The organism is Pseudomonas sp. MF5691, from assembly GCF_016405645.1.
Lineage (GTDB): Bacteria > Pseudomonadota > Gammaproteobacteria > Pseudomonadales > Pseudomonadaceae > Aquipseudomonas > Aquipseudomonas shahriarae.
In genome coordinates, this window is record NZ_JAEKDC010000014.1 from 19231 (window position 1) to 44971 (window position 25741).

22 protein-coding genes are annotated in these 25741 nt (G+C 60.9%); 6 read left to right on the forward strand and 16 right to left on the reverse strand.

What is annotated here, in order from left to right; all coding sequences use genetic code 11:
• Positions 1-21: 21 nt before the first annotated feature.
• From pcaC to pcaR, 11 genes are all read right to left on the reverse strand, one after another.
• The gene (gene pcaC, locus JFT44_RS19405) at positions 22-414 is read right to left on the reverse strand and encodes a 4-carboxymuconolactone decarboxylase (RefSeq protein WP_057958742.1); all 393 of its coding nucleotides are present in this window, start codon (positions 412-414) and stop codon (positions 22-24) included.
• Positions 415-475: 61 nt separating this feature from the next.
• Positions 476-1267, reverse strand: coding sequence for a 3-oxoadipate enol-lactonase (gene pcaD / locus JFT44_RS19410; RefSeq protein ID WP_057958741.1), 792 nt, complete (start codon positions 1265-1267; stop codon positions 476-478).
• Between the two features lie 10 nt (positions 1268-1277).
• Positions 1278-2642 carry a 3-carboxy-cis,cis-muconate cycloisomerase gene (locus JFT44_RS19415; protein WP_057958740.1) on the reverse strand — a complete coding sequence of 455 codons (1365 nt, stop codon included), beginning with the start codon at positions 2640-2642 and terminating at the stop codon, positions 1278-1280.
• Positions 2643-2652: 10 nt separating this feature from the next.
• Complete coding sequence (locus JFT44_RS19420; protein ID WP_057444387.1) at positions 2653-3948, reverse strand: MFS family transporter; 1296 nt, start codon at positions 3946-3948, stop codon at positions 2653-2655.
• A gap of 159 nt (positions 3949-4107) precedes the next feature.
• Complete coding sequence (pcaG, locus tag JFT44_RS19425) at positions 4108-4674, reverse strand: protocatechuate 3,4-dioxygenase subunit alpha (RefSeq protein ID WP_057439808.1); 567 nt, start codon at positions 4672-4674, stop codon at positions 4108-4110.
• A gap of 1 nt (position 4675) precedes the next feature.
• Positions 4676-5380, reverse strand: a complete 705-nt coding sequence (gene pcaH / locus JFT44_RS19430; RefSeq protein WP_198831042.1) for a protocatechuate 3,4-dioxygenase subunit beta — start codon at positions 5378-5380, stop codon at positions 4676-4678.
• 27 nt (positions 5381-5407) lie between these two features.
• Complete coding sequence (pcaF, locus tag JFT44_RS19435) at positions 5408-6613, reverse strand: 3-oxoadipyl-CoA thiolase (protein ID WP_169960733.1); 1206 nt, start codon at positions 6611-6613, stop codon at positions 5408-5410.
• A complete protein-coding gene (locus tag JFT44_RS19440) occupies positions 6610-7389 on the reverse strand; it encodes a CoA-transferase subunit beta (RefSeq protein ID WP_057439814.1) in 780 nt (259 codons plus the stop codon). The genes pcaF and JFT44_RS19440 overlap by 4 nt, the downstream gene beginning before the upstream one ends.
• Positions 7389-8246: a CoA transferase subunit A gene (locus JFT44_RS19445; RefSeq protein WP_057439815.1), complete on the reverse strand. Its 858-nt coding sequence runs from the start codon at positions 8244-8246 to the stop codon at positions 7389-7391. The genes JFT44_RS19440 and JFT44_RS19445 overlap by 1 nt, the downstream gene beginning before the upstream one ends.
• Before the next feature lie 297 nt (positions 8247-8543).
• Complete coding sequence (locus JFT44_RS19450) at positions 8544-9890, reverse strand: MFS transporter (RefSeq protein ID WP_057958737.1); 1347 nt, start codon at positions 9888-9890, stop codon at positions 8544-8546.
• Between the two features lie 177 nt (positions 9891-10067).
• Positions 10068-10910 carry a pca regulon transcriptional regulator PcaR gene (gene pcaR, locus JFT44_RS19455; RefSeq protein WP_057439816.1) on the reverse strand — a complete coding sequence of 281 codons (843 nt, stop codon included), beginning with the start codon at positions 10908-10910 and terminating at the stop codon, positions 10068-10070.
• 619 nt (positions 10911-11529) lie between these two features.
• Here pcaR and JFT44_RS19460 point away from each other — a divergent pair.
• Together JFT44_RS19460 and JFT44_RS19465 are read left to right on the forward strand one after the other, a co-directional pair.
• A complete protein-coding gene (locus tag JFT44_RS19460) occupies positions 11530-11730 on the forward strand; it encodes a hypothetical protein (RefSeq protein ID WP_029297082.1) in 201 nt (66 codons plus the stop codon).
• A gap of 329 nt (positions 11731-12059) precedes the next feature.
• On the forward strand, positions 12060-13535 hold the full coding sequence (locus JFT44_RS19465) for an inorganic phosphate transporter (RefSeq protein ID WP_057439817.1): 1476 nt from the start codon (positions 12060-12062) through the stop codon (positions 13533-13535).
• A 144-nt stretch (positions 13536-13679) separates the two neighbouring features.
• Here the strand turns inward: JFT44_RS19465 and ccoM are convergent, their stop codons facing one another.
• The 3 genes from ccoM to JFT44_RS19475 form a co-directional block, all read right to left on the reverse strand.
• Complete coding sequence (gene ccoM / locus JFT44_RS29005; protein ID WP_029297086.1) at positions 13680-13796, reverse strand: cytochrome c oxidase subunit CcoM; 117 nt, start codon at positions 13794-13796, stop codon at positions 13680-13682.
• Positions 13797-13939: 143 nt separating this feature from the next.
• A complete protein-coding gene (locus JFT44_RS19470; protein WP_128593654.1) occupies positions 13940-14131 on the reverse strand; it encodes a hypothetical protein in 192 nt (63 codons plus the stop codon).
• 25 nt (positions 14132-14156) lie between these two features.
• Positions 14157-14498, reverse strand: a complete 342-nt coding sequence (locus JFT44_RS19475) for a hypothetical protein (protein ID WP_057439820.1) — start codon at positions 14496-14498, stop codon at positions 14157-14159.
• A 218-nt stretch (positions 14499-14716) separates the two neighbouring features.
• Between JFT44_RS19475 and rapA the strand changes: the two genes are divergently transcribed.
• Complete coding sequence (gene rapA / locus JFT44_RS19480) at positions 14717-17563, forward strand: RNA polymerase-associated protein RapA (protein WP_057439822.1); 2847 nt, start codon at positions 14717-14719, stop codon at positions 17561-17563.
• Between the two features lie 660 nt (positions 17564-18223).
• Here rapA and JFT44_RS19485 read toward each other — a convergent pair.
• Positions 18224-19570, reverse strand: a complete 1347-nt coding sequence (locus tag JFT44_RS19485) for an MFS transporter (protein ID WP_170045312.1) — start codon at positions 19568-19570, stop codon at positions 18224-18226.
• Between the two features lie 245 nt (positions 19571-19815).
• Here JFT44_RS19485 and JFT44_RS19490 point away from each other — a divergent pair, with 245 nt between their 5' ends.
• From JFT44_RS19490 to JFT44_RS19500, 3 genes are all read left to right on the forward strand, one after another.
• Positions 19816-20184 carry a YkgJ family cysteine cluster protein gene (locus JFT44_RS19490; RefSeq protein WP_057439824.1) on the forward strand — a complete coding sequence of 123 codons (369 nt, stop codon included), beginning with the start codon at positions 19816-19818 and terminating at the stop codon, positions 20182-20184.
• Between the two features lie 143 nt (positions 20185-20327).
• Complete coding sequence (locus JFT44_RS19495; RefSeq protein ID WP_057439826.1) at positions 20328-22571, forward strand: bifunctional diguanylate cyclase/phosphodiesterase; 2244 nt, start codon at positions 20328-20330, stop codon at positions 22569-22571.
• A 189-nt stretch (positions 22572-22760) separates the two neighbouring features.
• Positions 22761-24941, forward strand: coding sequence for a hypothetical protein (locus tag JFT44_RS19500; RefSeq protein WP_057958732.1), 2181 nt, complete (start codon positions 22761-22763; stop codon positions 24939-24941).
• A gap of 305 nt (positions 24942-25246) precedes the next feature.
• Here the strand turns inward: JFT44_RS19500 and JFT44_RS19505 are convergent, their stop codons facing one another.
• Positions 25247-25552: a DUF2288 domain-containing protein gene (locus tag JFT44_RS19505; protein WP_057958731.1), complete on the reverse strand. Its 306-nt coding sequence runs from the start codon at positions 25550-25552 to the stop codon at positions 25247-25249.
• Between the last annotated feature and the right edge of the window lie 189 nt (positions 25553-25741).

Genomic DNA, 25741 nt, shown 5'->3' on the forward strand with positions numbered 1-25741 from the left:
CCAGGCGGGGGTAAATCGCCGTCAATCCCGCGACTCGACCCCCAACTCATCCCACACCGACTCGGCCAGGTGAAACGTCGCATTGGCCGCCGGGATCCCGCAGTAGATTGCGCTCTGCATCAGTACTTCCTTGATCTCGGCACGGGTCACGCCATTGCTGGCGGCGGCGCGCAGGTGCAGTTTGAGCTCTTCGTTGCGGTTCATACCGATCAGCATGGCAATGGTGATCAGGCTGCGGGTGTGCCGGGGCAAGCCCGGGCGGGTCCAGATATCACCCCAGGCATGGCGGGTGATCATTTCCTGGAACTCGCTGTTGAACTCGGTCAAAGCATTGAGGCTGCGATCGACATGGGCATCGCCCAGCACTTCACGCCGCACCTTGAGCCCATCGGCGTAACGTTGTTTCTCATCCACAAAACCTCCTAAAAGCAACCATTAATGACTGTGCCACAACAAGCGCTACTCGCCTGGACCATCAGCCCGCCAACAAGAACGCCAGTACCCGCTCGCTGAACGCAGCCCCGGCCTGTACGTTGGACAAGTGCGCCGCATAAAACTCGGCATACTCGGCGCCCGCGACACGCTCTTGAATAAAGTGCCCGCCGGCCGGCGGTGTGACGGCATCCTCAGTACCGGCAATCACCAGCGTCGGCACCTTGATAGACGCCAGTTGCTCACGCAGATCCGCATCGCGCACCGCGCCACAGTTGGCGGCATAGCCTTGGGGCGATGTGGCCGCGAGCATGTCGGTAATGCGCTTGGCCTGAGCGGGATGAGCCTGGGCAAAATCGGCAGTAAACCAACGCGCAACCGACGCATCACGCAAGCCGACCATTGCCGCCTGGCCCTCGCGCAGGACCATTTCGATCCGCGGGTTCCAGATGTCCGCAGTGCCGATCTTGGCTGCCGTGTTGCACAGCACCAGCTTGAGCAAGCGCTCACCGGCGTTGATGCCCAGCCACTGGCCAATCAACCCGCCCATGGACAAACCGCAGAAATGCGCACGCTGGATATCCAGCGCATCCAGCAACGCCAGCACGTCACGCCCCAGTTGCTCAATGCTGTAGGGGCCCTCGGTGACCAGGGATTTGCCGTGGCCACGGGTGTCCAGGCGCAGCACCCGAAAATGCTCGGTGAAGGCCGGCATCTGGGTATCCCACATATGCAGGTCGGTGCCCAGTGAGTTGGACAGCACCAGTACCGGCGCGCCTTCAGGGCCTTCCAGTTGGTAATTCAGTTCGCCATCGGCGAGTCGTACAAATCCCACAGCAGCCTCCTCAGGCAGAAAAAGCAAAGTGCTCAGCCACGGCGCGGCTGACCCAGGTCTGTGCCTGGCCCAGGTAATGCGCCGGGTCCAGCAGGCGATCCAATTCCACCGCCGACAGCTCGGCGGTGACTTGCGGCTCATCGGCCAATACCGCGCGCAAATGGCGCTGCTCGGCGACCGCGCGTTTGCAACACTGTTCCAGCAGGTGATGGGCGGTTTCACGGCCCAGGCGCTGGGCCAATGTGCTACTGACGGCCTCGGCCAGCACCAGGCCCTGGGTCAGGTCGAGGTTGTGGCCCATGCGTTGCGCATCGACTTCCAGGCCTTCACTCACCAGCAATGCCTGATGCAAGGCACCGGACACCAGGCGGCAGATTTCGGGCAGGGTTTCCCATTCGGCATGCCACAGGCCCAGGCTGCGCTCGTGCTCCTGGGGCATGGCGCTGAACATCGTCGCCACCAGCCCCGGCACTCGCGTAGCAGCGCTGATCAACACCGCCGCGCCAACCGGGTTGCGCTTGTGCGGCATGGTCGAGGAGCCGCCCTTGCCTGGGGCTGACGGCTCGAACACTTCCGCCGCTTCGGTCTGCATCAGCAGGCTGATATCCCGCCCGAGCTTGCCCAGGCTGCCGGCGATCAGGCCCAGCACGCTGGCGAACTCCACCAGACGGTCACGCTGGGTGTGCCAGGGTTGTTCGGGCAGCGTCAGTTGCAACTCCGCTGCCAGGGCTTGCGCCACCGGCATGGCGTGTTCACCCAGTGCCGCCAAGGTGCCGGACGCGCCGCCGAACTGCAGGACCAGCAGGCGCGGCTGCAGCTCCACCAACCGTTGGCGATTGCGCGTCACCGCCCCCAGCCAACCGGCGATTTTCATCCCCAGGGTGACCGGCGTTGCGTGCTGCAACCAGGTACGCCCGGCCAACGGCACGTCGGCATAGCGCTGCGCCTGGGCCGCGAGAACCGCGCCCAGCCGGGCCAGGTCCGTGTCGATCAGTTCCAGCGCCCGCCGCAGTTGCAGCACCAGGCCGGTGTCCATCACATCCTGGCTGGTGGCGCCCAGATGCACATAGCGCTCGGCGCCGGCGTCCTCGCTGGCAATCAGTTTGCCCAGGGCCTTGACCAGCGGGATCGCCGAATTGCCCGCCGTGGCAATCGCCGCGCCGAGGGCATCCACGTCGTACAACGAGGCCAGGCATGCCTGGGCAATCGGCGCGACGGCGGCCTGGGGAATCAACCCGATCCGCGCCTGCGCCCGGGCCAGTGCGGCTTCGACATCCAGCATGCCCTGCAAGCGTCCCTGGTCACAGAACACCTCGGCCATGCTGTCGGCGGTGAAGTAAGCGTCGAACAGTTGGTTGCTCGTGCGCAGTGTCATAAGTCATCCCTTACAGATCGTGGTGCAAGTACTCAGCCTGTTTCGGCAGGCGCAGGCTGAACAGGAACGCAATCGCCATCATGCCGGTCACGTACCAGTAGAAGGTGTTTTCCAGGCCAATGGATTTCAGGCCCAGGGCCACGTATTCCGCCGAACCACCGAAGATCGCGTTGGCCACCGCATAGGCCAGGCCCACACCGAGAGCGCGCACTTGTGGCGGGAACATTTCGGCTTTTACCAGGCCACTGATGGAGGTGTAGAAACTCACAATCGCCAGCGCCAGGGTAATCAATACAAAGGCCAGGAACGGGCTGGTCACGGTTTTCAGGGTCAGCAGGATCGGGACTGTGCACAAGGTCCCGAGCGCGCCGAACCAGAGCATCGAGTTACGGCGGCCGATCTTGTCCGAGAGCATGCCGAACAGCGGCTGCATGCACATATAGAGGAACAGAGCGCCGGTCATGATGTAGCTGGCGGTCTTGGCGTGCATGCCGGCGGTGTTCACCAGGTACTTCTGCATGTACGTGGTAAAGGTGTAGAAGATCAGCGAGCCGCCGGCGGTGTAGCCGAGCACGGTGATAAACGCGGCCTTGTGATCGCGGAACAACGCGGCAATGCTGCCGGCGTCCTTGTTTTCCCGCATTTCCTTGCTGGTGGTTTCTTTCAGGGAGCGGCGCAGCAACAGCGAAATCACCGCCGCCACGGCCCCGATCACAAACGGAATGCGCCAGCCCCAGGCCCGCAGCTCGTCCTCGGTGAGCAGTTGTTGCAGGATCACCACCACCGACACCGCCAGCAGTTGCCCGCCAATCAGGGTCACGTACTGGAACGAGGCGAAGAAGCCGCGCTGGCCTTTGAGCGCGACTTCACTCATGTAGGTCGCCGTGGTGCCGTACTCGCCCCCCACCGACAGGCCCTGGAACAGCCGCGCCATCAGCAGCAGGGCCGGAGCCCAGGCGCCGATGTCTTTGTAGGTCGGTAGAAAGGCGATGACCAGGGAACCGGCGCACATCATCAGCACCGAAATCATCATCGAATTCTTGCGCCCGTGCTTGTCGGCGACCCGGCCAAACAGCCAGCCACCGATGGGGCGCATCAAGAAGCCTGCGGCGAACACGCCAGCGGTGTTGAGCAGTTGCACCGTGGGGTCGTCGGAGGGGAAAAACGCCGGAGCGAAATAGATCGCGCAGAAGGCATAGACGTAGAAGTCGAACCATTCGACCAGGTTGCCGGAAGAGGCCCCGACAATCGCAAAAATCCGTTTGCTGCGTTCTTCTCCGGTGTAGTGACTGGTACTCGTTGTCATGTTGTTTTCACTCGTAGGGAACGGGTTAGAGTCTAGACACACTTTGCAACAACCTCGTTCCGCAAGCAGACCTTTGAATGGCAGCCAAGCCCGCTCCCACAGGTGATCGCATTCCACTGTGAGAGCGGGCTTGCCCGCGACAGCGCCCTGGCAGGCAACTCAATAATCGAAAAACACCGTCTCTTCATCGGTGCCCTGAAGCACCACATTCCACTGATACACCCCCGACGCATCCGCCTTGGCAACCAACGTGCCGCGCCGCTCTGCCGGCACACACGCCAGCAACGGGTCATCGCCATTGGCCGCTTCGCCGTCGAAATAAATCCGCGTCAGCAAGTGCTTCACCAAACCACGGGCAAACACCAACACCACCAAATGCGGCGCCTGGGTCGTACCCTTCAGGCCCGGCACACTACCGGGCTTGATGGTGCTGAAACGGAAACGCCCTTGCGCATCCACCGGCACCCGGCCAAAGCCTGCGAAATTGGGGTCCAGGGCTTTGTCCTGGTCGTCCTCGGGGTGGTCATATTTACCGGCGGCGTTGGCCTGCCAGACTTCCAGCATGGCATCGTTGACCACCTCGCCATTGCCATCCACCACCTGCCCGGTGATGGCCACACGCTCGCCGAGGGTGCCCGCATTCGCCAGGTCTTCGCAGTTCAACCAAGTCAGGCCGATGTGATAGTACGGCCCGACGGTGTGGGACGTGGTTGCGTTGAGGGTCATGTCATTTCTCCATCGGCGTGGCGTCGCGGCCGCGCAGGACGATGTCCCAGCGATAGCCGAGGGCATAGTGCGGCACGGTCTTTTCCAGGTCGAAACGGGCGATCAGGCGTTCCTTGGCCGAGGTGTCCGGCACGCAGTTGTAGATCGGGTCATAGGCCAGCAGCGGGTCGCCGGGGAAGTACATCTGGGTCACCAGGCGCGTCAGCACACTGGGGCCGAACAGCGAGAAGTGGATATGCGCCGGGCGCCAGGCGTTGTGGTGATTGCCCCACGGATAGGCGCCGGGCTTGATGGTCTGGAACTGGTACCAGCCATCGGCATCGGTGACGGTGCGCCCGGTGCCGGTGAAGTTCGGGTCCAGGGGCGCGTCGTGCTGGTCGCGCTTGTGGTTGTAGCGACCGGCGGCGTTGGCCTGCCAGATCTCCACCAGAATGCCCGGCACAGGCAGGCCGTTTTCATCCAGGACCCGGCCGTGAATGATGATGCGCTCGCCTTGGGGCTCGCCCTCGTGCTGGGCGGTCAGGTCGTTGTCGTGCTCGGCAATGCGTTCGACGCCGATGGTCGGGCCGGTGATTTCCGACAGAGAATGGGGCAAAAACACCAGCGGCTTGGACGGCGAACGCAGGTTCGTCGACTGGTACGCCGGGTGCAGGTAATCAGGCTGAGTACCCGCTTGCGGGCGCCGGTATCCGGGCTTGTCACTCATGGAGCATTCCTCTTTTTCTTGTAGGTCTCAAACGCGTTCGATGGCCAACGCCAAGCCTTGGCCAACGCCGACACACAGGGTCGCCAGGCCTTTGCTGCCGCCGGTTTTTTCCAGTTGATGCAGGGCCGTCAAGACCAGGCGCGCACCGCTCATGCCCAGGGGATGACCCAAGGCAATCGCGCCGCCGTTGGGATTGACCTGGGGTGCGTCGTCCGCCAGGCCCAACTCACGCAGCACCGCCAAACCCTGGCTGGCGAAGGCTTCGTTGAGTTCGATCACATCAAAGTCGCTGACCGCCAGGCCCAGGCGCTCTACCAACTTGCGCACCGCTGGCACCGGGCCGATGCCCATCACCCGGGGTTCGACCCCGGCACTGGCCATGCCCAACACCCGGGCGCGGGCGGTCAGGCCGTGCTTTTTCACCGCGTCCGCGCTGGCCAGAATCAACGCGGCGGCGCCGTCGTTGACCCCGGAAGCGTTGCCGGCGGTGACGGTCTTGTCCGGGCCGTTGACCGGCTTGAGCTTGGTCAGGGCTTCGAGGGTGGTATCGGCACGCGGGTGTTCGTCGTGCTCCACCAGGGTCTCGCCTTTTTTATGGGCGACCCGTACCGGGACGATTTCTTCAGCGAAAAACCCCGCGGCCTGGGCCACGGCTGTGCGTTGCTGGCTACGCAAGGCGAAGGCGTCCTGGTCGGCGCGCGAGACGTTGTAGTCATCCGCCACATTGTCAGCGGTCTGCGGCATGGCATCCACACCGTACTGGGCCTTCATCAACGGGTTGATAAAGCGCCAGCCGATGGTGGTGTCTTCCAGCTTCATGTTGCGCGAGAACGCGGCGTCCGCCTTGCCCATCACGAACGGTGCACGGGACATCGACTCGACACCACCGGCAATCGCCAGCTCCATTTCGCCACTGGCAATGGCGCGGAACGCGGTGCCGATGGCGTCCATGCCCGAGGCGCACAAGCGGTTGACCGTCACCCCGGGAATGCTCGGCGGCAGGCCGGCCAGCAGCGCGGCCATGCGCGCCACGTTACGGTTGTCTTCGCCGGACTGGTTGGCGCAGCCGAGGAACACTTCGTCGACCGCGCTCCAGTCTACCGACGGGTTGCGCGCCATCAGGGCCTTGATCGGCAGGGCCGCCAGGTCATCGGCGCGCACCGTGGACAGGCCACCGCCGAAACGGCCGATGGGGGTGCGGATCGCATCACAGATAAACACGTCGCGCATCAGGCTTCTCCTGGGGTTTGGCCATGGGCCGCGGCGGTACGGGCTTCAAGATCGCGCAAGGCGTTCAGTTCGACTGGCGTGGGTTCGGCGCTGGTGCTGACCTGCTCGGCAAAGCGGATCGCCCAGCCGGTGGCGGCAATCACTTGCTCGCGGGTCACGCCGGGATGCAAGGCGGTAACCACAAATTCGTGGGTGCCCTCCTCCGGCTCCATGATGCACAGGTCGGTAATAATCCCGACCGGGCCTGCGCCTGGCAGGCCGAGGCGCTTGCGCGAGTCGCCGCCTTCGCCATGGCCGACCGAGGTGATGAAATCCAGTTTGTCGACAAACGAACGGGACGACTGTTTGAGGATGATCAACACGCTCTTGGCGGAGCCGGCAATCTCCGGCGCACCACCGGCACCCGGCAGGCGCACCTTGGGTTGGTGGTAATCACCGACCACCGTGGTGTTGATATTGCCGAAGCGGTCGACCTGGGCTGCGCCGAGAAAACCGACGTCAATGCGCCCGCCTTGCAGCCAGTAGCGAAAAATCTCACCCGTGGGCACGACACTGTCGGCGGTTTCCGCCAACTCGCCGTCGCCAATGGACAGCGGCAGGACCGAGGGCTTGGCGCCAATCGGGCCGGACTCGTAGATCAACACCACATCCGGCGACGACGTCAGGCGGGCCAGGTTGGCAGCCTTGGACGGCAGGCCGATGCCGACGAAGCACACGGCACCGTTCTTCAGGCGGCGCGCGGCGGCGACGGTCATCATTTCATTGGTCGAGTAAGTCATTACTTGGCCTCCTGCGCGGCAGCCAGTTTGGCCTGGAATTGACTGAAGTCAGCGGTGCCATGGATGTATTCATTGATCCATGCGGTAAACGTCCCACGGTCCCGAGCGATCGGATCCCAGGCTTGATAAAAGCGATTGTCACGCTCGGTGTAACCGTGGGCGTAGGAAGGGTGCGCGCCCCCTGGTACATGGCACACGGCGGTCAGGGCCCAGGTCGGCAGCACGCAGGCGTTCATGGGGGCGTTGAGGTCGTCGACGATTTCTTCGACAGTGACGATGCAACGCTTGGCCGCCAATGCCGCCTCTTTCTGCACCCCGAGAATCCCCCACAACAGCACGTTGCCCTTGCGGTCGGCCTTTTGCGCATGGATCACGGTGATGTCCGGGCGCACCGACGGCACCGCCGCCAGCACTTCGCCGGTGAAGGGACAGGTCACGGTCTTGATCAGCGGGTTGACCTTGGGCAGGTCAGAACCGGCATACGCCCGCAGCACCGCGAACGGCAGGCCGGAGGCGCCGGCCACGTAGGCGTTGGCCAGGTCCGCATGGCTGTGTTCTTCGATCTCCAACGGTTGCGGCCATTGCTTTTCCACCGCATCCCGCAGGCGATGCAGGGAACCTACGCCCGGGTTGCCGCCCCAGGAAAAAATCAACTTGCGCGCACAGCCGGCCCCGATCAGTTGGTCGTAGATCAGGTCGGGCGTCATGCGCACCAGCGTCAGGTCTTTCTTGCCCTGACGGATGATTTCATGACCTGCCGCTGTAGGGATCAGGTGGGTAAAGCCTTCGAGCGCGACGGTATCGCCGTCATTGACGAACTGCTTTACCGCATCAGCCAGCGAAAGGATTTCAGCCATGGGGTTGGGCTCCCGGTGTAGGTCGAAAAAGGCGCTGGAGGCAGCGCCGAAGTGCTTGAAGAGTAAGCCGGGGTCAGGGGTCAAACAATCCGATAATCGACTAACCGTTCGATAATCGAACAGATTGTTACCTGGCTAACATTCCTCCAAACACCCCTGCTTTCCATGCGAACAGCGTCCCTGTGGGAGCGGGCTTGCTCGCGAAGGCGGTGTGTCAGTCAACACACTTTTGTCCTGAGCCACCGCCTTCGCGAGCAAGCCCGCTCCCACATTTTTCAACCGTGCCTGCATTAAGTCTCAGGTGGCGTCGGCGTGGCTGACGAAGCCCTTGATCAATACCGCAGTGGTGGCCAATGCAGCCGGAATCACCAGTGCCGTCAGCACTTGCTCGAAGTTCCAACCCAGCCCCAACAGCGTGGCTCCCATCCACGCACCGAGGATCGCGCCAAAACGGCCAATCCCCAGCATCCAGGACACCCCGGTCGCCCGGCCCTGGGTCGGGTAAAACCGCGCCGCCAACGAAGGCATGGCCGATTGCGCACCGTTGACGCACATCCCGGCGATCAACACCAGGGTGGCCAGGAGGGTGATATTGCCCAGGCTCTGGCCCACGGCGTAGGCAAAGACCCCAGCCAGCAGGTAGAAAGTGCCGATGACCTTGTGCGGATTGAACCGGTCCATGGCCCAGCCCACGCCCACGGCGCTGAGTACCCCGCCAAACTGGAACAACGCGCCGATAAAAGCCGCCTGCTCCATGCTGGCGCCGCTGTCACGCATCAGGGTCGGCAACCAACTAGTCAGCAGGTACACAATCACCAGACCCATAAAGTAGGTGAGCCACAGCAACAGGGTGCCGGCGCTGTAGGTGCCAGAGAAGATCACCGCGAACACATTGCGCGCCTTGACGGTTTTCTGTTCCGGGACGCTGAAGCTGGAAGCCTGGGCGACGGTGGCCGGGTCGATGGGTGACAAGGCCTTGCGCACCTTGTCTGTGCCGCGATTGCGCACCACCAGGTAGCGTGCCGACTCCGGCAGCCACAGCACCAGCACGCCCACCAGGATCAAGGGCAGGATGCCGCCGATCAGCAGCAGGCTGTGCCAGCCGAACATCGGGATCAGCTTGGCCGAGATAAACCCGCCACCGGCCATGCCCAGGTTGAAGCCGCAGAACATGCTGGTCACCAGCAACGACTTGTGGCGCTCCGGGGTGTATTCGGACAGCAACGTCGTGGCGTTCGGCATGCCAGCGCCCAGGCCCAGGCCGGTCAGGAAGCGCAATACCAGCAACTGATCAACGTTGCTGCTATAGGCCGAGGCCAGGCTGAACGCACCGAACACCAGCACGGCGCCGACCAACACCACCTTGCGTCCGAAACGGTCGGCCAACGGGCCTGAACCCAGGGCGCCAAACACCATGCCAATCAACGCGGCACTCATCACCGGGCCGAGGCTGGCACGGTCGATCCCCCAATCCTGGGACAGTGCCGGCGCAATAAAGCCCATGGCCGCAGTATCCAGCCCGTCGAGAAAGACAATCAGGAAGCACAGGATCACCACCCGCCATTGATAGCGGGACAGCGGTTGCGCATTGATAAAGGACTGCACGTCCAGACATGTACCAACAGAAGGCGAAGGCTGATTCATTATTTTTATTTCCACACCGATGGCGGGCGGACGACGGCGAGTCGTCATTATTATTGGGGCGAAACCGAAACCGCAGCGGTAGAAGCTGTCGCGGTCAATCACGCTGCCGCGACATTAATGAGCCAGGGGAAACACCGTCAATTCGTCAAACCGGGATCTGTGCGGTCACCGAACAGCTTAAGCAAACAACTGGGCACTCAGCTCCTGGCTGGCGCAGAGCATGCTCGGCAGGAAACGTTGTTCCAGCTCACTGCGGCTGACCCGCCCGGCATGGGTGCTGACATTCAGCGCAGCCAATACCTGGCCGGACGCGTCATACACCGGCACGGCGATGGAGCGCAGACCCTGCTCCAGTTCCTGGTCGACAATGCACCAGCCCTGTTGCCGCACTTGTTGCAGGCATTCAAGCAAGGCTTGCGGCGTGGTCAGGGTGCGGCTGGTCTTGGTTTGCAGGTCGGCATGATCCAGGTAGTCCTGCAGCGACGCGTCATCCAGGGCTGCCAGGAGGATTCGGCCCATGGAGGTGCAATAAGCTGGCAGCCGGCCACCGACCGAAAGATCCACCGAAATCAGGCGTTGGGTGGTGGCGGATCGGGCGATATAGAGGATGTCGTCGCCCTCCAGGGTCGCCATGTTGCAGGCTTCATGAAGCTGCTCACTCATGCGGTCCAGGTAAGGCTGGGCAGAAACCGCCAGGGGCGTGGACGACAGATAGGCATGGCCCAGGGTCAGGACCTTGGGCAGCAGGGAGTACGTGCGCCCGTCGGTGGTGGCGTAGCCGAGTTTGATCAAGGTATGCAGGCAACGCCTGACGGCAGCGCGGGGGATTTCCGTGCGATGGCTGATCTGGGCGATGGTCAGGTGCCGCTTGCGCTCCTGGAACGCCTGCACCACGGCCAGCCCGCGGGCCAGGGAGGTCATGAAATCCGGGTCGCCGGTAAACGCCTGGATGCGCTTGGCCGGTGACGCAACGATCGGCGGCGCCACTGAGGCAAAGGAGTTGCGCAATTGATCGTTCATTTCAGGTCCTTTCTCTTATTTTCAAGCGCCATTACAAGCCGGCAGGCAACGGATGTACAAGGCAAGGGCGCCAACATTGGGCGATTATCGGACGGTCATTCGATAATCGCAATTTGCGCCGCTGGGCGCTGCCAGGTCCCCGCACTGAATTTGTTGCGCTCACTTAACTGACGGCGTCCGGCCTGGCAATGTTGACTTAATTAACGACCGTGCAACTGTCACACACAGAGTATTAGGCAAGTACGGCGTCAAGTTCCCGACATGAGGTGAATAGCAATACAGCTACGCCAAGTTGACGTTTTTTAACTTGTTGACGATAGTCTTATGCAAATGCGCCGCTATAATGCACCCTGTGACAAGGTCGAGTTAGCCTCAAGGGCATGCCTGCCCCCACCAAGCCTCAGCTTTTCCTTGTCCTGGCCTGGGTTGCAGATACCGGGTATTCAGTTCCACAGCCTGCCCATATTTGTGATGTAAAAAGAAAACTGTTGCTACGACAGCTGTTCTTCCCCGGTGCCGTGGCCGCGTGCAATAACTGAAGTGGTTGATCGTGTAATACGCCCATCACTTGCGTCATCGCGCATCACCGGAATCAAACTCAACTCAATTAGGTAACAAAGTGACGAAAGACGAACTGCGCGCGGAACTTGAGCGCCAGGAACAACGTTACAAGGATGTTTACGGCGGGGAAGTCACCACCTACGCCGCCCAACCTGAGCCGGAGCGCAAACCATGGCGCAAACGAGCCAGTCTGCTCGACCAGGCGTTTGCCCAGGAAATCCAAAAGATCGAAAAGGACCTCAAGGCCGAAGAGCCATAAGCCTCTCGGATTGAGCCTTCCTGGCAAGTCATTGCCCTGCCAGCCCCCCTGGCAGGGGCGCACGGGGTTTGCCCAGCAATCGTCAGTTTCGCCGCTCTGACGAAATTTCATACACCTGTTTCAGACCCTTCATCTTAATTGTCGCACCCTGCCACGGCCCCTCTATTCTTTATAAATCAATGAGTTGCCAAACCACCGAAATATCTGGTAGTCGCACCCCTCCTCCAAATTAATTCGTTGAAGAATGTTACCGGCGAGCAGCTAGTGCATAGATTACTGAGGTTTTCTGGCATAATCGCGCCCCCTTACGACCGGGTCATAAAACCTTCATGATCGATTTATTCAGCGGACTGGATGCTTGGGTTCTTGTGAGCCTGTTGCTCGCCCTCGCCTTTGTCCTCGCCTTCGAGTTCATCAATGGCTTTCATGACACCGCTAACGCGGTGGCCACAGTCATCTATACCAAAGCGATGCCGCCGCACCTGGCCGTATTCTTTTCCGGGGTGTTCAACTTCCTCGGCGTGTTGCTCGGCGGGGTGGGCGTTGCCTACGCCATCGTGCACCTGCTGCCGGTGGAGTTGCTGATCAATGTAAACACCGGCCATGGTCTGGCCATGGTGTTTTCATTATTAGCAGCGGCCATCACCTGGAATCTCGGCACCTGGTATTTCGGGATCCCGGCATCCAGCTCCCACACCCTGATCGGTTCGATCCTCGGTGTCGGCCTGGCCAATGCCTTGATCAACGATATTCCGCTGGCAGACGGGGTCAACTGGCAGAAGGCCATTGATATCGGCGCCTCGCTGGTGTTCTCGCCCATGGCCGGCTTCCTGGTCGCAGCCCTGGTGTTGATTGGCCTTAAATGGTGGCGTCCGCTGTCCAAGATGCACAAGACACCGGACCAGCGCCGCAAGCTCGACGACAAGAAACACCCGCCGTTCTGGAACCGCCTGGTACTGGTGATTTCCGCGATGGCCGTGAGTTTCGTGCATGGCTCCAACGACGGTCAGAAAGGTATTGGCCTGATCATGCTGGTGCTGATCGGTATCGTGCCCGCGCAGTTTGTACTCGATCTGGGCAGCACCACTTACCAGATCGAGCGAACCCGCGACGCCACCCTGCACCTCAACCAGTTCTACCAGCGCAACCACGAAACCCTCGGCGAATTCCTTGCCCTGGGCAAAAGTGTCAGAGACGACCTGCCAGGCAAGTTCCGTTGCAACCCGCAACAGACCGAGCCGACCATCAACGCCCTCCTCGGCACATTGAAGGGTGTCTCTGACTACCATTCCTTGACCTCCGACCAGCGCATTGAGGTCCGTCGCTACCTGTTGTGCCTGGACGACACCGCGAAGAAAGTCGGCAAGCTGCCTGGCCTTGATTCCCGCGAGAAGTCGGACCTGGAAAAACTGCGCAAAGACCTGACTGCCACCACCGAATACGCACCGTTCTGGGTAATCCTCGCCGTGGCCCTGGCCCTTGGCCTGGGCACCATGGTGGGCTGGAAGCGCGTGGTACTGACGATTGGCGAGAAGATCGGCAAGCAGGGCATGACCTATGCCCAGGGCATGTCGGCGCAAATCACCACCGCCACCATGATTGGCTTTGCCAATATCTTCGCCTTGCCGGTGTCCACCACCCACGTGCTGTCTTCGGGCGTGGCCGGGACCATGGTCGCGAACAAGAGCGGGCTGCAAGGCGGCACCGTGAAGACCATCCTGATGGCCTGGATCCTGACCCTGCCAGCCACAGTGAGCCTGTCGGCCGGCTTGTTCTGGCTGGCGTCCAAGGCGTTGGGCAGTTAACCGACAACGCAATTAAAAAGGCGTGACCTGCGAGGGTCACGCCTTTTTTTGTGCTTTTGTGGCTAGGGAGCTAAATATCGGGCAAAAAAAAGGGCGACCGAAGTCGCCCAAAATGCCTTGCGTGCTCATGTAACCCGGAAAAACCTATGGTTTTTTACGCTTGTTCGCGTCTTTCCAGATAAAAAATCCAAACCCTACAAAAAACAGCACCATGAGGCCGACAGTCAGCACCCCGGCAAAAACCACATTATCGAAAAACATGACCGGCCTCCTGCTCTTGCCCTGTTGCGATAGGGCTAAGTTAACCAAGAAGTCGGGGGCAGAAATTGACGGGGATCAATGTCGCCCGCAACGGGGCGTAAAGAAGGGAGATAACTGACCTGAATCAATAGATTCAGGGCATTTCAGCGCTTTTTCGGTTTGTTTTTCGACTTTTTCTTCGCCTTGCCCAGCGGCATGGCCTGCTCGAACGCCTGGCGCACGTCATTCAGGCGCTTGTCATTGAGATCGTGGACCCGTTTGGCGCGTTCGGCAGTCAGGTCGATCAGCTTGTCGTCACTCATGGCATGGCTTACGTGGTGGCTGGATTGACTCAATAATGCGTCCTGGCCCGCCCAGGGGTCAAACCTCGACGTCCACCCACAACCCCTGGCGGGGTGCATCCTCAATCAGCGGCGCGACCGGCACGGTGTTATCGGCATTCAGTTCGTCACCAGGAACGGCCAGGTGCTGCTCGGGATCTTCGTCGGCCTCGCGCCGGCGTTTTTGCTGTTCCTGCTGGCGTCGTTGTTCCTCGCGCAGCATCAGGGTCGATTGCTCGGCGTCGCGGTGCTTGAGGTCAATGGTGCTTTCGTTGGAACTCGCCTGCGCAGGCACCACCGGCGGGATATCGGGTTTGGGGCGCACGGGGTCGAGTTGTGACGTGACCGGCACAACACTCAAGGGCAAGATCGGTGGCAGCATAATTATTGGTCTCCTGTCAGCAGGCTGTCGGCTGCTGTACCAGCGACTTGAGCCTGGGGCCGCCAACTTGTGACCCAGTCGTCAGTCGCCAGTGCCCTGCCACCCGTCGAATCGTCCTCTTTCACTCCGGCAAGCGGAGTAGTTTTTGTCAGAGTCCTTTGGCTGGGGGCCTTGTTCCGTTAGAATAGTCGGCTTTTTCACGGCGGGAGTCAGGCAGCATGGCGCAGCAGTATCAACCGGGGCAACGCTGGATTAGTGACAGCGAAGCAGAGCTGGGGTTAGGCACCGTTCTGGCACAGGACGGCCGCTTGTTGACCGTGCTCTATCCGGCCACTGGCGACACCCGCCAGTATGCGCTACGGAATGCGCCCCTCACTCGCGTGAGGTTCTCGCCGGGTGACACCATCACCCACTTCGAAGGCTGGAAGATGACCGTGCGCGAGGTCGACGATGTCGACGGCCTGCTGGTCTACCACGGCCTCAATGGGCAGAACGAGCAGGTCACCCTGCCGGAAACCCAACTGTCGAACTTCATCCAGTTCCGCCTCGCCAGCGACCGTCTGTTCGCCGGCCAGATCGACCCGCTGGCCTGGTTCTCCCTGCGCTACCACACCCTGGAACACACCAGCCGCCAGTTGCAGTCCTCGCTCTGGGGCCTGGGCGGCGTGCGTGCGCAGCCGATTGCGCACCAACTGCACATCGCCCGTGAAGTGGCTGACCGGATCGCGCCACGGGTGCTGCTGGCCGACGAAGTGGGCCTGGGCAAGACCATCGAAGCCGGCCTGGTGATCCATCGCCAACTGCTGTCCGGGCGCGCCAATCGCGTACTGATCCTGGTCCCGGAAAACCTCCAGCACCAATGGCTGGTGGAAATGCGCCGGCGTTTCAACCTGCAGGTCGCGCTGTTCGACGAAGAACGTTTTATCGAAAGCGATGCCAGCAACCCGTTCGAAGACACCCAACTCGCGCTGGTGGCCCTGGAATGGCTGGTGGACGACGAAAAAGCCCAGGACGCGCTGTTTGCCGCCGGCTGGGACTTGATGGTGGTCGACGAAGCCCACCACCTGGTTTGGCACGAAGAAAAGGCCAGCGCTGAATACCAACTGGTCGAGCAACTGGCCGAGACCATTCCCGGCGTGCTGCTGCTGACCGCAACCCCGGAACAACTGGGCCAGGACAGCCACTTCGCCCGTCTGCGCCTGCTGGACCCGAACCGTTTCCATGACGTCAAAGCCTTCCGCGCCGAGAGCGAGAACTATCGCCCGGTCGCCGAAGCCGTCCAGGAACTGATGGACAAGGGTCGCCTCTCGCCGGCCGCGCACAAGACTATCCAGGGCTTCCTCGGCAACGAAGGCGAAGCACTGCTGGCTGCCGTCAACGATGGCGACACCGAAGCCAGTGCGCGCCTGGTGCGTGAGCTGCTGGACCGCCACGGCACCGGCCGCGTGCTGTTCCGTAACACCCGCGCCGCCGTACAAGGCTTCCCCGAGCGCAAGCTGCACGCCTACCCGCTGCCGTGCCCGGACGAATACCTGGAGCTGCCGCTGGGCGAGCATGCCGAGCTGTACCCGGAAGTCAGCTTCCAGTCGCAACCGGATATAGAAGAAGAAAACCGCTGGTGGCGCTTCGACCCGCGCGTCGAGTGGCTGATCGACCAGCTGAAAATGCTCAAGCGCACCAAAGTCCTGGTGATCTGCGCCCACGCCGAAACCGCCATGGACCTGGAAGACGCCCTGCGCGTGCGTTCCGGCATCCCGGCCACGGTGTTCCACGAGGGCATGAACATCCTCGAACGGGACCGTGCCGCCGCCTACTTCGCGGATGAAGAGTTCGGCGCCCAGGTGCTGATCTGTTCGGAAATCGGCAGTGAAGGCCGCAACTTCCAGTTCGCCCACCATCTGGTGCTGTTCGACCTGCCATCGCACCCGGACTTGCTGGAGCAGCGCATCGGGCGTCTGGACCGGATCGGCCAGAAGCATGTGATCGAGCTGCACGTGCCGTACCTGGAAACCAGCCCGCAAGAGCGGCTGTTCCAGTGGTACCACGAAGCCTTGAATGCCTTCCTTAATACCTGCCCGACCGGCAACGCCTTGCAGCACCAGTTCGGCCCGCGCCTGCTGCCGCTGCTGGAAAATGCCGACGACGGCGAATGGCAAGCCCTGATCGACGAAGCCCGCACCGAGCGCGAGCGCCTTGAAGCCGAGCTGCACACCGGCCGCGACCGTTTGCTGGAGCTCAACTCCGGCGGCGCTGGCGAAGGTGATGCGCTGGTCGAGGACATCCTGGAGCAAGACGATCAGTTCACCCTGCCGATCTACATGGAAACCCTGTTCGACGCGTTCGGCATCGACAGCGAAGACCATTCGGAAAACGCGCTGATCCTCAAGCCCAGCGAAAAAATGCTCGACGCCAGCTTCCCCCTCGGCGATGACGAAGGCGTGACCATCACTTACGACCGCAACCAGGCGCTGTCTCGCGAAGACATGCAGTTCATTACCTGGGAGCACCCGATGGTCCAGGGCGGCATGGACCTGGTGCTGTCCGGTTCCATGGGCAACACCGCAGTGGCGCTGATCAAGAACAAGGCGCTGAAGCCAGGCACTGTGTTGCTGGAACTGCTCTATGTCAGTGAAGTGGTGGCACCGCGTTCGCTGCAACTGGGTCGCTACCTGCCCCCGGCGGCCCTGCGCTGCCTGCTGGATGCCAATGGCAATGACTTGTCGGGCCGGGTGTCCTTCACCACCCTCAACGACCAGCTGGAAAGCGTGCCACGGGCCAGCGCCAACAAGTTCGTGCAGGCCCAGCGCGATCAGCTGACGCCACGGATCAACGCCGGCGAAGAGAAAATCGCCCCGCGCCACGCCGAACGTGTGGCCGAGGCGCAACGTCGCCTGGCGGCAGACACCGACGAAGAGCTGGCGCGCCTGACCGCCCTGCAAGCCGTCAACCCGACCGTACGCGACAGCGAACTGGTTGCCCTGCGCCAACAGCGCGAGCAAGGCCTGGCCATGCTCGACAAGGCGGCGCTGCGGTTGGAGGCGATTCGGGTGTTGGTCGCCGGTTGATCCGCGCCCTGCCCTGACGAACAAAAAGGCCCGCGCAATGCGGGCCTTTTTTATGGGGGTGTCCTGCCGGTTTACCCCCCAAATCAATATCGGATGACGGCCAGCGTGGTTTAACGGGGCGCCTCAGATCAAAATCAAAAGCAAAGCGAGGCGGCCTGACCTTCGAGGCGTGCGCGTCCTTCTGTGGGAGCTGGCTTGCCTGCGATGGCGGCAGGTCAGCCAATAGATTTATCGACTGATACACCGTCATCGCGGGCAAGCCCGCTCCCACAGGGGAATGCAGCTTCACGCTCTTGCTTTGCTGTTGCTCTGCTTTTGATCTTGATCTCAGGCGCCCCGTTAAACCACGATGGCCGCAGGCAGGTATTGCGCAGTGGGCACCCCGGCATGGATGCCGGGGTAGCCGCGACACGGCCAGGGATGGCCGATCGCGGCGGGCCCACGGAGCAATGCCTGACTGCGGGCATGCCGAGCCTAGGCGAGGCACCGAGTGGTGGGGCAAAAGCGCTTTGGTTACTTTCGCGCTCTTCGAAAGTGACCCGCCGTAAGGGCGGAACCAATAGCCGCCGTGACCGCAGTAACGGATATGTACACAAACCCAATAAGCACTAGATAAAAGAGTTGTGTAGATACCTATGCTGCGCTGGCGTCACCTCGGTTTCAAGCAGTAGCTACCGCCGCCGGCACCTCAACCCTCCCCAACCCATCCTTCATCCGCTTGGCATCGCGCACAAAACACCGCGAAGCCTGGAACAGAAACAGCATGGTCAGGAACAACGCCACCGGAATCAGGTACATGGCATCATGCAGCCCCACCGCCTTGAACGCCTCGGTCATTTGCTCGGCACCCGCCGCGTACATTGCCGCATGGGCAAAGTGATCAGACAGCGCGCCCACCACCACCGGTCCCATGCCACCCCCCAGCAGATACAGGCCGGCGAAAAACAGCGCCATGGCCGTGGCCCGCAGGCGCGGCTCCACCACATCCTGGATCGCCGTGTACACGCAGGTGTAGAAGTTATAGGCAAACAACCAGCCCACACTGAACACCGCGACAAACACCCCGATCTCGATGCGCCCCGCATGCAGGGCCCAGGCAGTGCATACGGTGGAGATAATCAGACTGAAAGCGGCAAACAGTAAGCGGCCGTTGGCAATGCGCTGGTGAATCTTGTCCGCCACCAGGCCGCCCAAGGTCAGGCCGAACAGACCGGTCACGCCGACAATCACCCCGGTCGCCACGGCCGCTTCCTGCAGGGGCATGAGGAAGTAACGTTGCAGCATCGGCACCAGGAACGAGTTGCAGGCATAGGTCGCAAAGTTAAAGCACAGCCCCGCCAGCACCAGCCACAGAAAGGTCGGCACCGCGAGCACGCGACGGATCGGCCGGTCGACTTTCTCTTGGGAGACTTGCACGGTTTCGGCGGCGCCGCGCTTGGGCTCCTTGATGTAGAACATGAACACCGCAAGGATCAGCCCCGGGATGGCCGCAATAAAGAACGGCGCACGCCAGCTGTCGAACGCCTTGACCATCGCACCGATGGTGAAGAACGCCAGCAACAGGCCCAGGGGCAGGCCCAGCATGAAAATCCCCATGGCCCGGGCGCGGCGGTGAGCCGGGAACAGGTCGCCGATCAACGAGTTGGCGGCCGGCGCGTAACTGGCTTCACCAATGCCGATGCCCATGCGCACCAGCAGAAAGGTCCAGAAGCTGCCAACCATGCCGTTGACCGCCGTCAGCGCGCTCCAACTCGCCAGGCCCCAGCCCATCAGCTTGCTGCGCGAGCCGGTATCGGCCAGGCGCCCCAGGGGCAAGCCGGCAATCGCATAGACGATGGTGAATGCAGTGCCGATGATGCCGAGCTGGAAGTCACTGAGGTGCCATTCCATGCGGATCGGCTCGATGATGATCGCCGGGATCGTGCGATCAAAGAAGTTGAACAGGTTGGCCAGGAACAGCAGGAACAGAATGCGCCAGGCATTCGCCGCTTGGGTCGAGTTCTGCATGGGTCCGTCTCTTTTATTGTTATAGAGGCTCGATGCCGACGCATCCTGCCCGGAACCTGCAATCTAGTCAGGCGCGGCGCGGTTGTCTGTAATGATTCGTAAAGCTGATAGGGCGTAATTTCATCCAGGACAGCCGGATTTTCCCGCTAAAAAAATAAGCACGCGCCCCCCTTCCCAAGCGCCTTGGCAGGCATAGAATAGCGAGCCTTCCGCAGCTCCCCCTTACCTCTTATTGATGACGTGCCATGTCCGATGCCAGTCCGTGTCTGAATTGCGGTGCCTGCTGTTCACACTTTCGCGTGTCTTTCTTTTGGGGCGAATGCGCCTCATCAGGCGGCACCGTGCCCGATGAACTGGTGGTACAGATCAACCCCAGCCGGGTGGCGATGATCGGCACCGACCAGAAACCGGCACGCTGTTGCAGCCTGGAGGGCGAAGTGGGCAGCGGCACCCGTTGTTCGATCTACGAGCAGCGTTCCAGCGTGTGCCGGGAATTCGAGGCCTCGTGGAGCCAGGGTGAAGTGAACGTCGATTGCGACGCCGCCCGCGCCGCATTCGGCCTGGCGCCGCTGGAGCAACCGCCTTACGAGTTCGAGCTGCCCATCAGTGCTTAGCACCATTGGCTATGGCGAGCATGCCAAAATCAAAGCAATCAAAATGCCATTACAGCTTGCGCTTCCGCTGAGCCTTCTATACTCGATTCCATAGGTCATCGCCACGCGCAGTGACACGAGATGACTCTGCAACGGGACGTGCTATGGAATGGCTGGGTCTGCATTTTTTTACCCCGCTTCCCGAGAGCGGGTATTTATTACTTAATTGCACCCATAACCCCTTCCTGGTGCTACTGGCGTACCTGGTTGCCTGCGCCGCGAGTTTTGGCACCCTGGACATGGCCGAGCGTGTCGGCCACGTTGATAACCTGACGGCAAAACGCCATTGGCGCTGGATCGGCGCCGGTTGCCTGGCCGGCGGGATCTGGTCGACGCACTTCATCAGCATGCTGGCGCTCCAGGCGCCCATCACTATCCATTACGAATGGTTCCTGACGCTGGCTTCATTGGCGATCGCGTTGATCGCTTCGTTGTTCGCCCTGCAAACCCTCAGTCATGCCCGAATGCGTTTTCATCAGTACCTGACGGCGGCCACCTGCATGGGCCTGGGCATCGCCCTGATGCACTACGTGGGCATGGCCGCCATGCGCTCCGAGGCCCAGGTGTATTTTTCCAGCGGGCTGTTCGGGTTGTCGGTGGCCATTGCCATTGGCGCCAGCCTGGCCGCCTTGCTGTTGTCCCGCTACCTGCGCAATGGCAGTGGAATGTTCCACCAACTGCTCAAGTACGCTGCCAGCCTGGTGCTCGGCGCCGGCATTATCAGCATGCACTTCACCGGTATGGCAGCCATGCAATTGCTGCTGCCCACCGGGGCCGTGCCGGCATTGCCCATCGACAACAACCCGACGCAACTGGGCCTGTCGGTGGCCGTCATCACGTTGTTGGTCATCGGCAGCAGCATCAGCGCGGCCCTCGCCGACAAGAAACTGCAGCACAAGGAACGCGACCTGCGTCGGGTCAATGCCCTGCTGACCGAACTGGACCAGGCGCGCGCATCCCTGCAGCAAGTGGCCCACTACGACGCCCTGACCAGCCTGCTCAATCGCCGGGGCTTCAACCAGATCTTCGCCGAAAACCTCGCGCAGAAAGCCCAGGCCGAGGGCATGCTGGCGGTGATCTTCCTCGACATCGACCACTTCAAGCGGATCAACGACAGCCTCGGCCATGATGCCGGCGATGAGCTGCTGACAGTCCTGGCCGGCCATATCAAGAGTTCGATACGCAGTCACAATGATGTAGTGGCGCGCTTTGGCGGCGATGAATTCTGCATCCTGATCAACATCCATCATCGCGACGAAGCGCGGCACATGGCCCAGCGCATCATGCAGAAAATGAAAGAGCCCATCGAGCTGGCTGGCCGGCGCATGGTGATGACCACCAGCATCGGTATCAGCGTGTTTCCCGAGGACGGGACCACCTGCGAGGAACTGCTGAAAACCGCCGACCTGGCGCTGTATCAATCCAAGGATGGCGGGCGCAACAGCTTGAACTTCTTCAGCTCCAACCTGAAAACCCGAGCCTTTCTCGAACTGCAGTTGGAAGAGGAATTGCGCAGTGCATTGCGCAACCAAAAGGAACTGGTCCTGCACTACCAACCGATTCTGGACCTGCACAAAGGCAAGGTCACCCGCCTCGAAGCCCTGGTGCGTTGGCAACACCCGCAACATGGGCTACTGGCGCCCGAACGGTTTATCGGCATCGCCGAAAACAACGGCCTGATCGCCGAGCTGGACAACTGGGTGCTGCGCCAGGCCTGTGCCGACCTGGGTTGGCTGACGGACCAGGGGCACCCGGAGCTGGTCATGGCCGTGAATTGTTCGGCCCTGAACCTGGCCCGTGACGAACTGGCAGATGAAATCGAATACGCCTTGCGCAGCAGTGGCATCGCCGCCAGCCGCCTGGAGCTGGAGGTGACCGAAAATGCCTTGATGGGCAACATCAGCAGCACCCTGATCCTGCTGCGGCAAATCCGCGCGCTGGGTGTGGCGCTGTCCATCGACGACTTCGGCACTGGCTACTCCTCCCTCTCCTACCTCAAGCGCCTGCCCCTTAACACGCTGAAGATCGACCGCTCCTTTATCCAGGACATTCCCAAGTCCACCACCGATATGGAGATTGTCCAGGCGATCATCGGCATGGCCCACACCCTGCACCTGCAAGTCATTACCGAAGGCGTGGAAACCCAGCAGCAACTGGAGCTGTTGATCAAACATGGCTGCGATTACGTGCAGGGTTACCTGCTCAGTGCAGCGGTGCCGGCCAGTGAAATCAGTGCCGTGATCACGGCACTTGACCAACGCAACCCGCCGGGCCTGGCGGGCAGCAAGGACACGACCAGCGCCAAGGGTTCATCGACGGGTTCTTCGGTAGTCCGCCCTATTCGCTGAAACGCCAGCATCAGGGCAAATCGCCAGTATTTGATTAAAGAACGCCGACGAACGGCCGATTCATGAGAGTCCAACGTAGCTTTTCCCTAGAAAACCTAGGGTTAAACCCTATCGGGTAAAGTCGCGAACTCTCACTCGGTGATGGCTCTTTGATGTTTTCCGGCCATCCGTCCAGGCACATGGCGCACAATGACTTCTAAAAATAATCCTGTTACCGCGGTATCCGACGTGTTGCTGACAGCGCCTGCGGAAAAACCCTCAGGTTCAAAGTCATTGACCAGTCAACGTGCGCTGGGCACCCAGCAATACCTGTACTTCACCGAAACCAACACCGACCGCATCCTCGACAACCTCGATGGCCTGCGCGACATGGTGTTCCCGCGCCCGCCGCACCTTGACGGTGACAGCGAGCTGCACAGTGAGCAGGAGTTTCCCTCGGTCTGCCTGATCGGCCTGGGGCGCTGTGGCTCCAACATCGCCCTGGATGTGGCGGAACTGGTGTACAACGCCCGCAAGTTTTATCTGAACGAGTTCAGCACCGAAGACAAATCCTACGTTGAAAAGGGCTACAGCCCAGCCCAGTGGATCCGTAACAACTTGCGCCTGGGCGCCAGCAAGGCCAGCAAGCCGGTGTTTCTGGTCGAGCCGCTGGTGATGCTCGGCGACCTGGACAAAGACATCGCCGGACGCATCCGTTTCTCGCGCAAGGGCGAGAAAAGCGGCTTTTTGCGCGACTACAGCAAAATGAAAATCATGGACCTGTCGGAAGTGCATGCCGGTGGCGCCGGTAACGCACCGATCCTCGGCCAGTACCTGGCCAAGATCATCCTCAACAAAGACACCCAGCGTTTTTCCAGCCCTGACTGGAAGATGATCCATTCGTACCTGATCGACTCCTGCGGGATCAAGGCCAACCAGTCGCGCCTGTACTTCTCGATCTTCAGCGCCGGCGGCGGCACCGGCTCGGGCATGGCCTCGGAGTTTGGCCTGGCCCAGCAACACTCGTACATGAACAAGACCTTCGACACCAAACCTGCCGACGAGCATGACAGCAAGAGCGGCCATGCCTTTGTGTTCGAGCCGATTTTCACCAGCGGGATCTGCGTGCTGCCGAACATCTCCGATCACCGCAGCGAAATGTCCGAGGCGCTGCACATCAACGCCGGTCGGCTGCTGTGCAAGTACCTGTCGGAGGAATGGGATTTCTCGTACAACTTCGACAATGAAGACAGCAGCGAGGCCAGTGTCAAAGGCCGTATCCGCCCGTGGAACGCGATGATGCTGATCTCCAACGACATCATGCGTTACGCCGAAGAAAGCGACGACGGCAACATCCAGAACATTGACGTCAATGCCATGGAAAAACACGCCAACCAGTACATCTCACAGCAGATCTTCAACATCCTGACGGCTCAGGCGGTGACGACCGACTATGACCAGAACTATTTCCGCCGCGCCGGCATCGACATCGGTGAAACCATTCGCCTGGACGCCAACGACCTGTTCATGAGCCTGGCCGGGCCGGTGGCAATTGCCTACGCCGAGTCGGTGGTCCCGGAAACCCCGGCGCCGAGCAACGACAAGTTCAAGGTGTTTGAAAAAGAGCCGCAGCGCCTGAACATCGACGATTTGTTCTTCCGTTCCATCGACCTGCCCCACTTCAATAAAGTCACCCAGGCCATCGAAGGCATCAGCCTGTTGCCGATCGAATCCAAGCGCTACAAGGCATCCCTGGAGCAGTACAAGAACTCCGGCTATGACGCAGCGGCCCTGCATGACCTGCACTTCTTCAAGAACTGCTCGTCGGTGGTGTCCATCGTCTCCTTGCCCAAGGACTACAAACTGTCCTATATGGACCTGAACCGGCTCAAGACCCACCTCAACAGCCTGTTCCCCAACACCACCCTCAAGCGCTACGCCCTGGTGATCGGTGCTTCGGCCAACCTGTCGTTGACCACCCTGATCGCCAAGAGCCCGTGCCTGTCGGATGACTTCCTGACGTTGATCGTGGCCTTTATCAAGCGCTGCTTTGCCCGCAACCCGTACCGTTTCGACGAGACCCTGGACAACTCGATCCTGGACTTCATCATCCATGAAGACTTCGACGAGGACCGTATCGACGAGTTACTCAACGAATTCGAGAACCCGGCGAAGATCCTCGATACCAACTGGTACGCGATCAAGCCGATGTATGAGAAGAAGTACCGCGAGCTGATCAACGACAAAGAGAAGTTTGTCTCGATCAACGACATTCGCCTGTCGCGCGATTGCGTGAAGAAGGCGATCAAGTACCTGCGTGAGATTTATCGTCACCGGATTGGCAAGACCAAGGTGATCTCGCTGAACAACCATACGGGCAAGACCGCCTAGACCGAGGTGCGCCCATCGCGAGCAAGCCCGCTCCCACAGTTGACCGAGTTCCACTCTTGGAATGCGGCTGGATGTGGGAGCTGGCTTGTCTGCGATAGCGGTCTAACCGGCAACAAATACCCCTAACCTTGCCACACCAAGAAACAATTCCCCGGGCCATCCGCGGCCCGCAAAACTGTTCCCCTGACGTTTACGTCACCCTCGCCTGTGACCTTTCTTCACGGCCAGTTGCCATCATGGGCAAAGCGGTTACTCCGCTACACACTTTTAATGGCGCGCAACTCGCACTATTTCGGTGCGCGCGTTTAGTTCGATGCCCTTTCCTGGATCAGAATCCACGGTGAAACCACCACCGCCCACAAGCTCGGATCACGCTCCACCAGGTCCAATGCCCGCGTCGCAGACACTTCGCCAAGACTCCCGGAGGCCAGCCAGGCGGCCACTTTGTCACGGTTGTCCTCGGCCATTCCCTCGGCCGCTTCGATCAAATCCAGGCCAGCGTCGACCCACAATAGGGCACCCTTGGCAAAGAACGGTTCGAGCTCCTTCCAGGAAATTTCCGCGGTTTCGCCGAGCAGCTTGGCATAGAGGGTGCTAGGTTCTTGCGTCATGGGAACTCACCTGAGGAAAAAATCGGCGCAATCATACCGTCGAGGCTTCCCCAGAAAAACCCAGTTGCAATTGAGGCACCGATTGAAAGTGTCAGGAACGCCAAGGATTGCCCGAGACTCTGGCAAGCACCCGCCGCTATTCTGTCTTTTTCTTTCATTTAAGCGACATACCCGGCGTTTGCCCCCAGC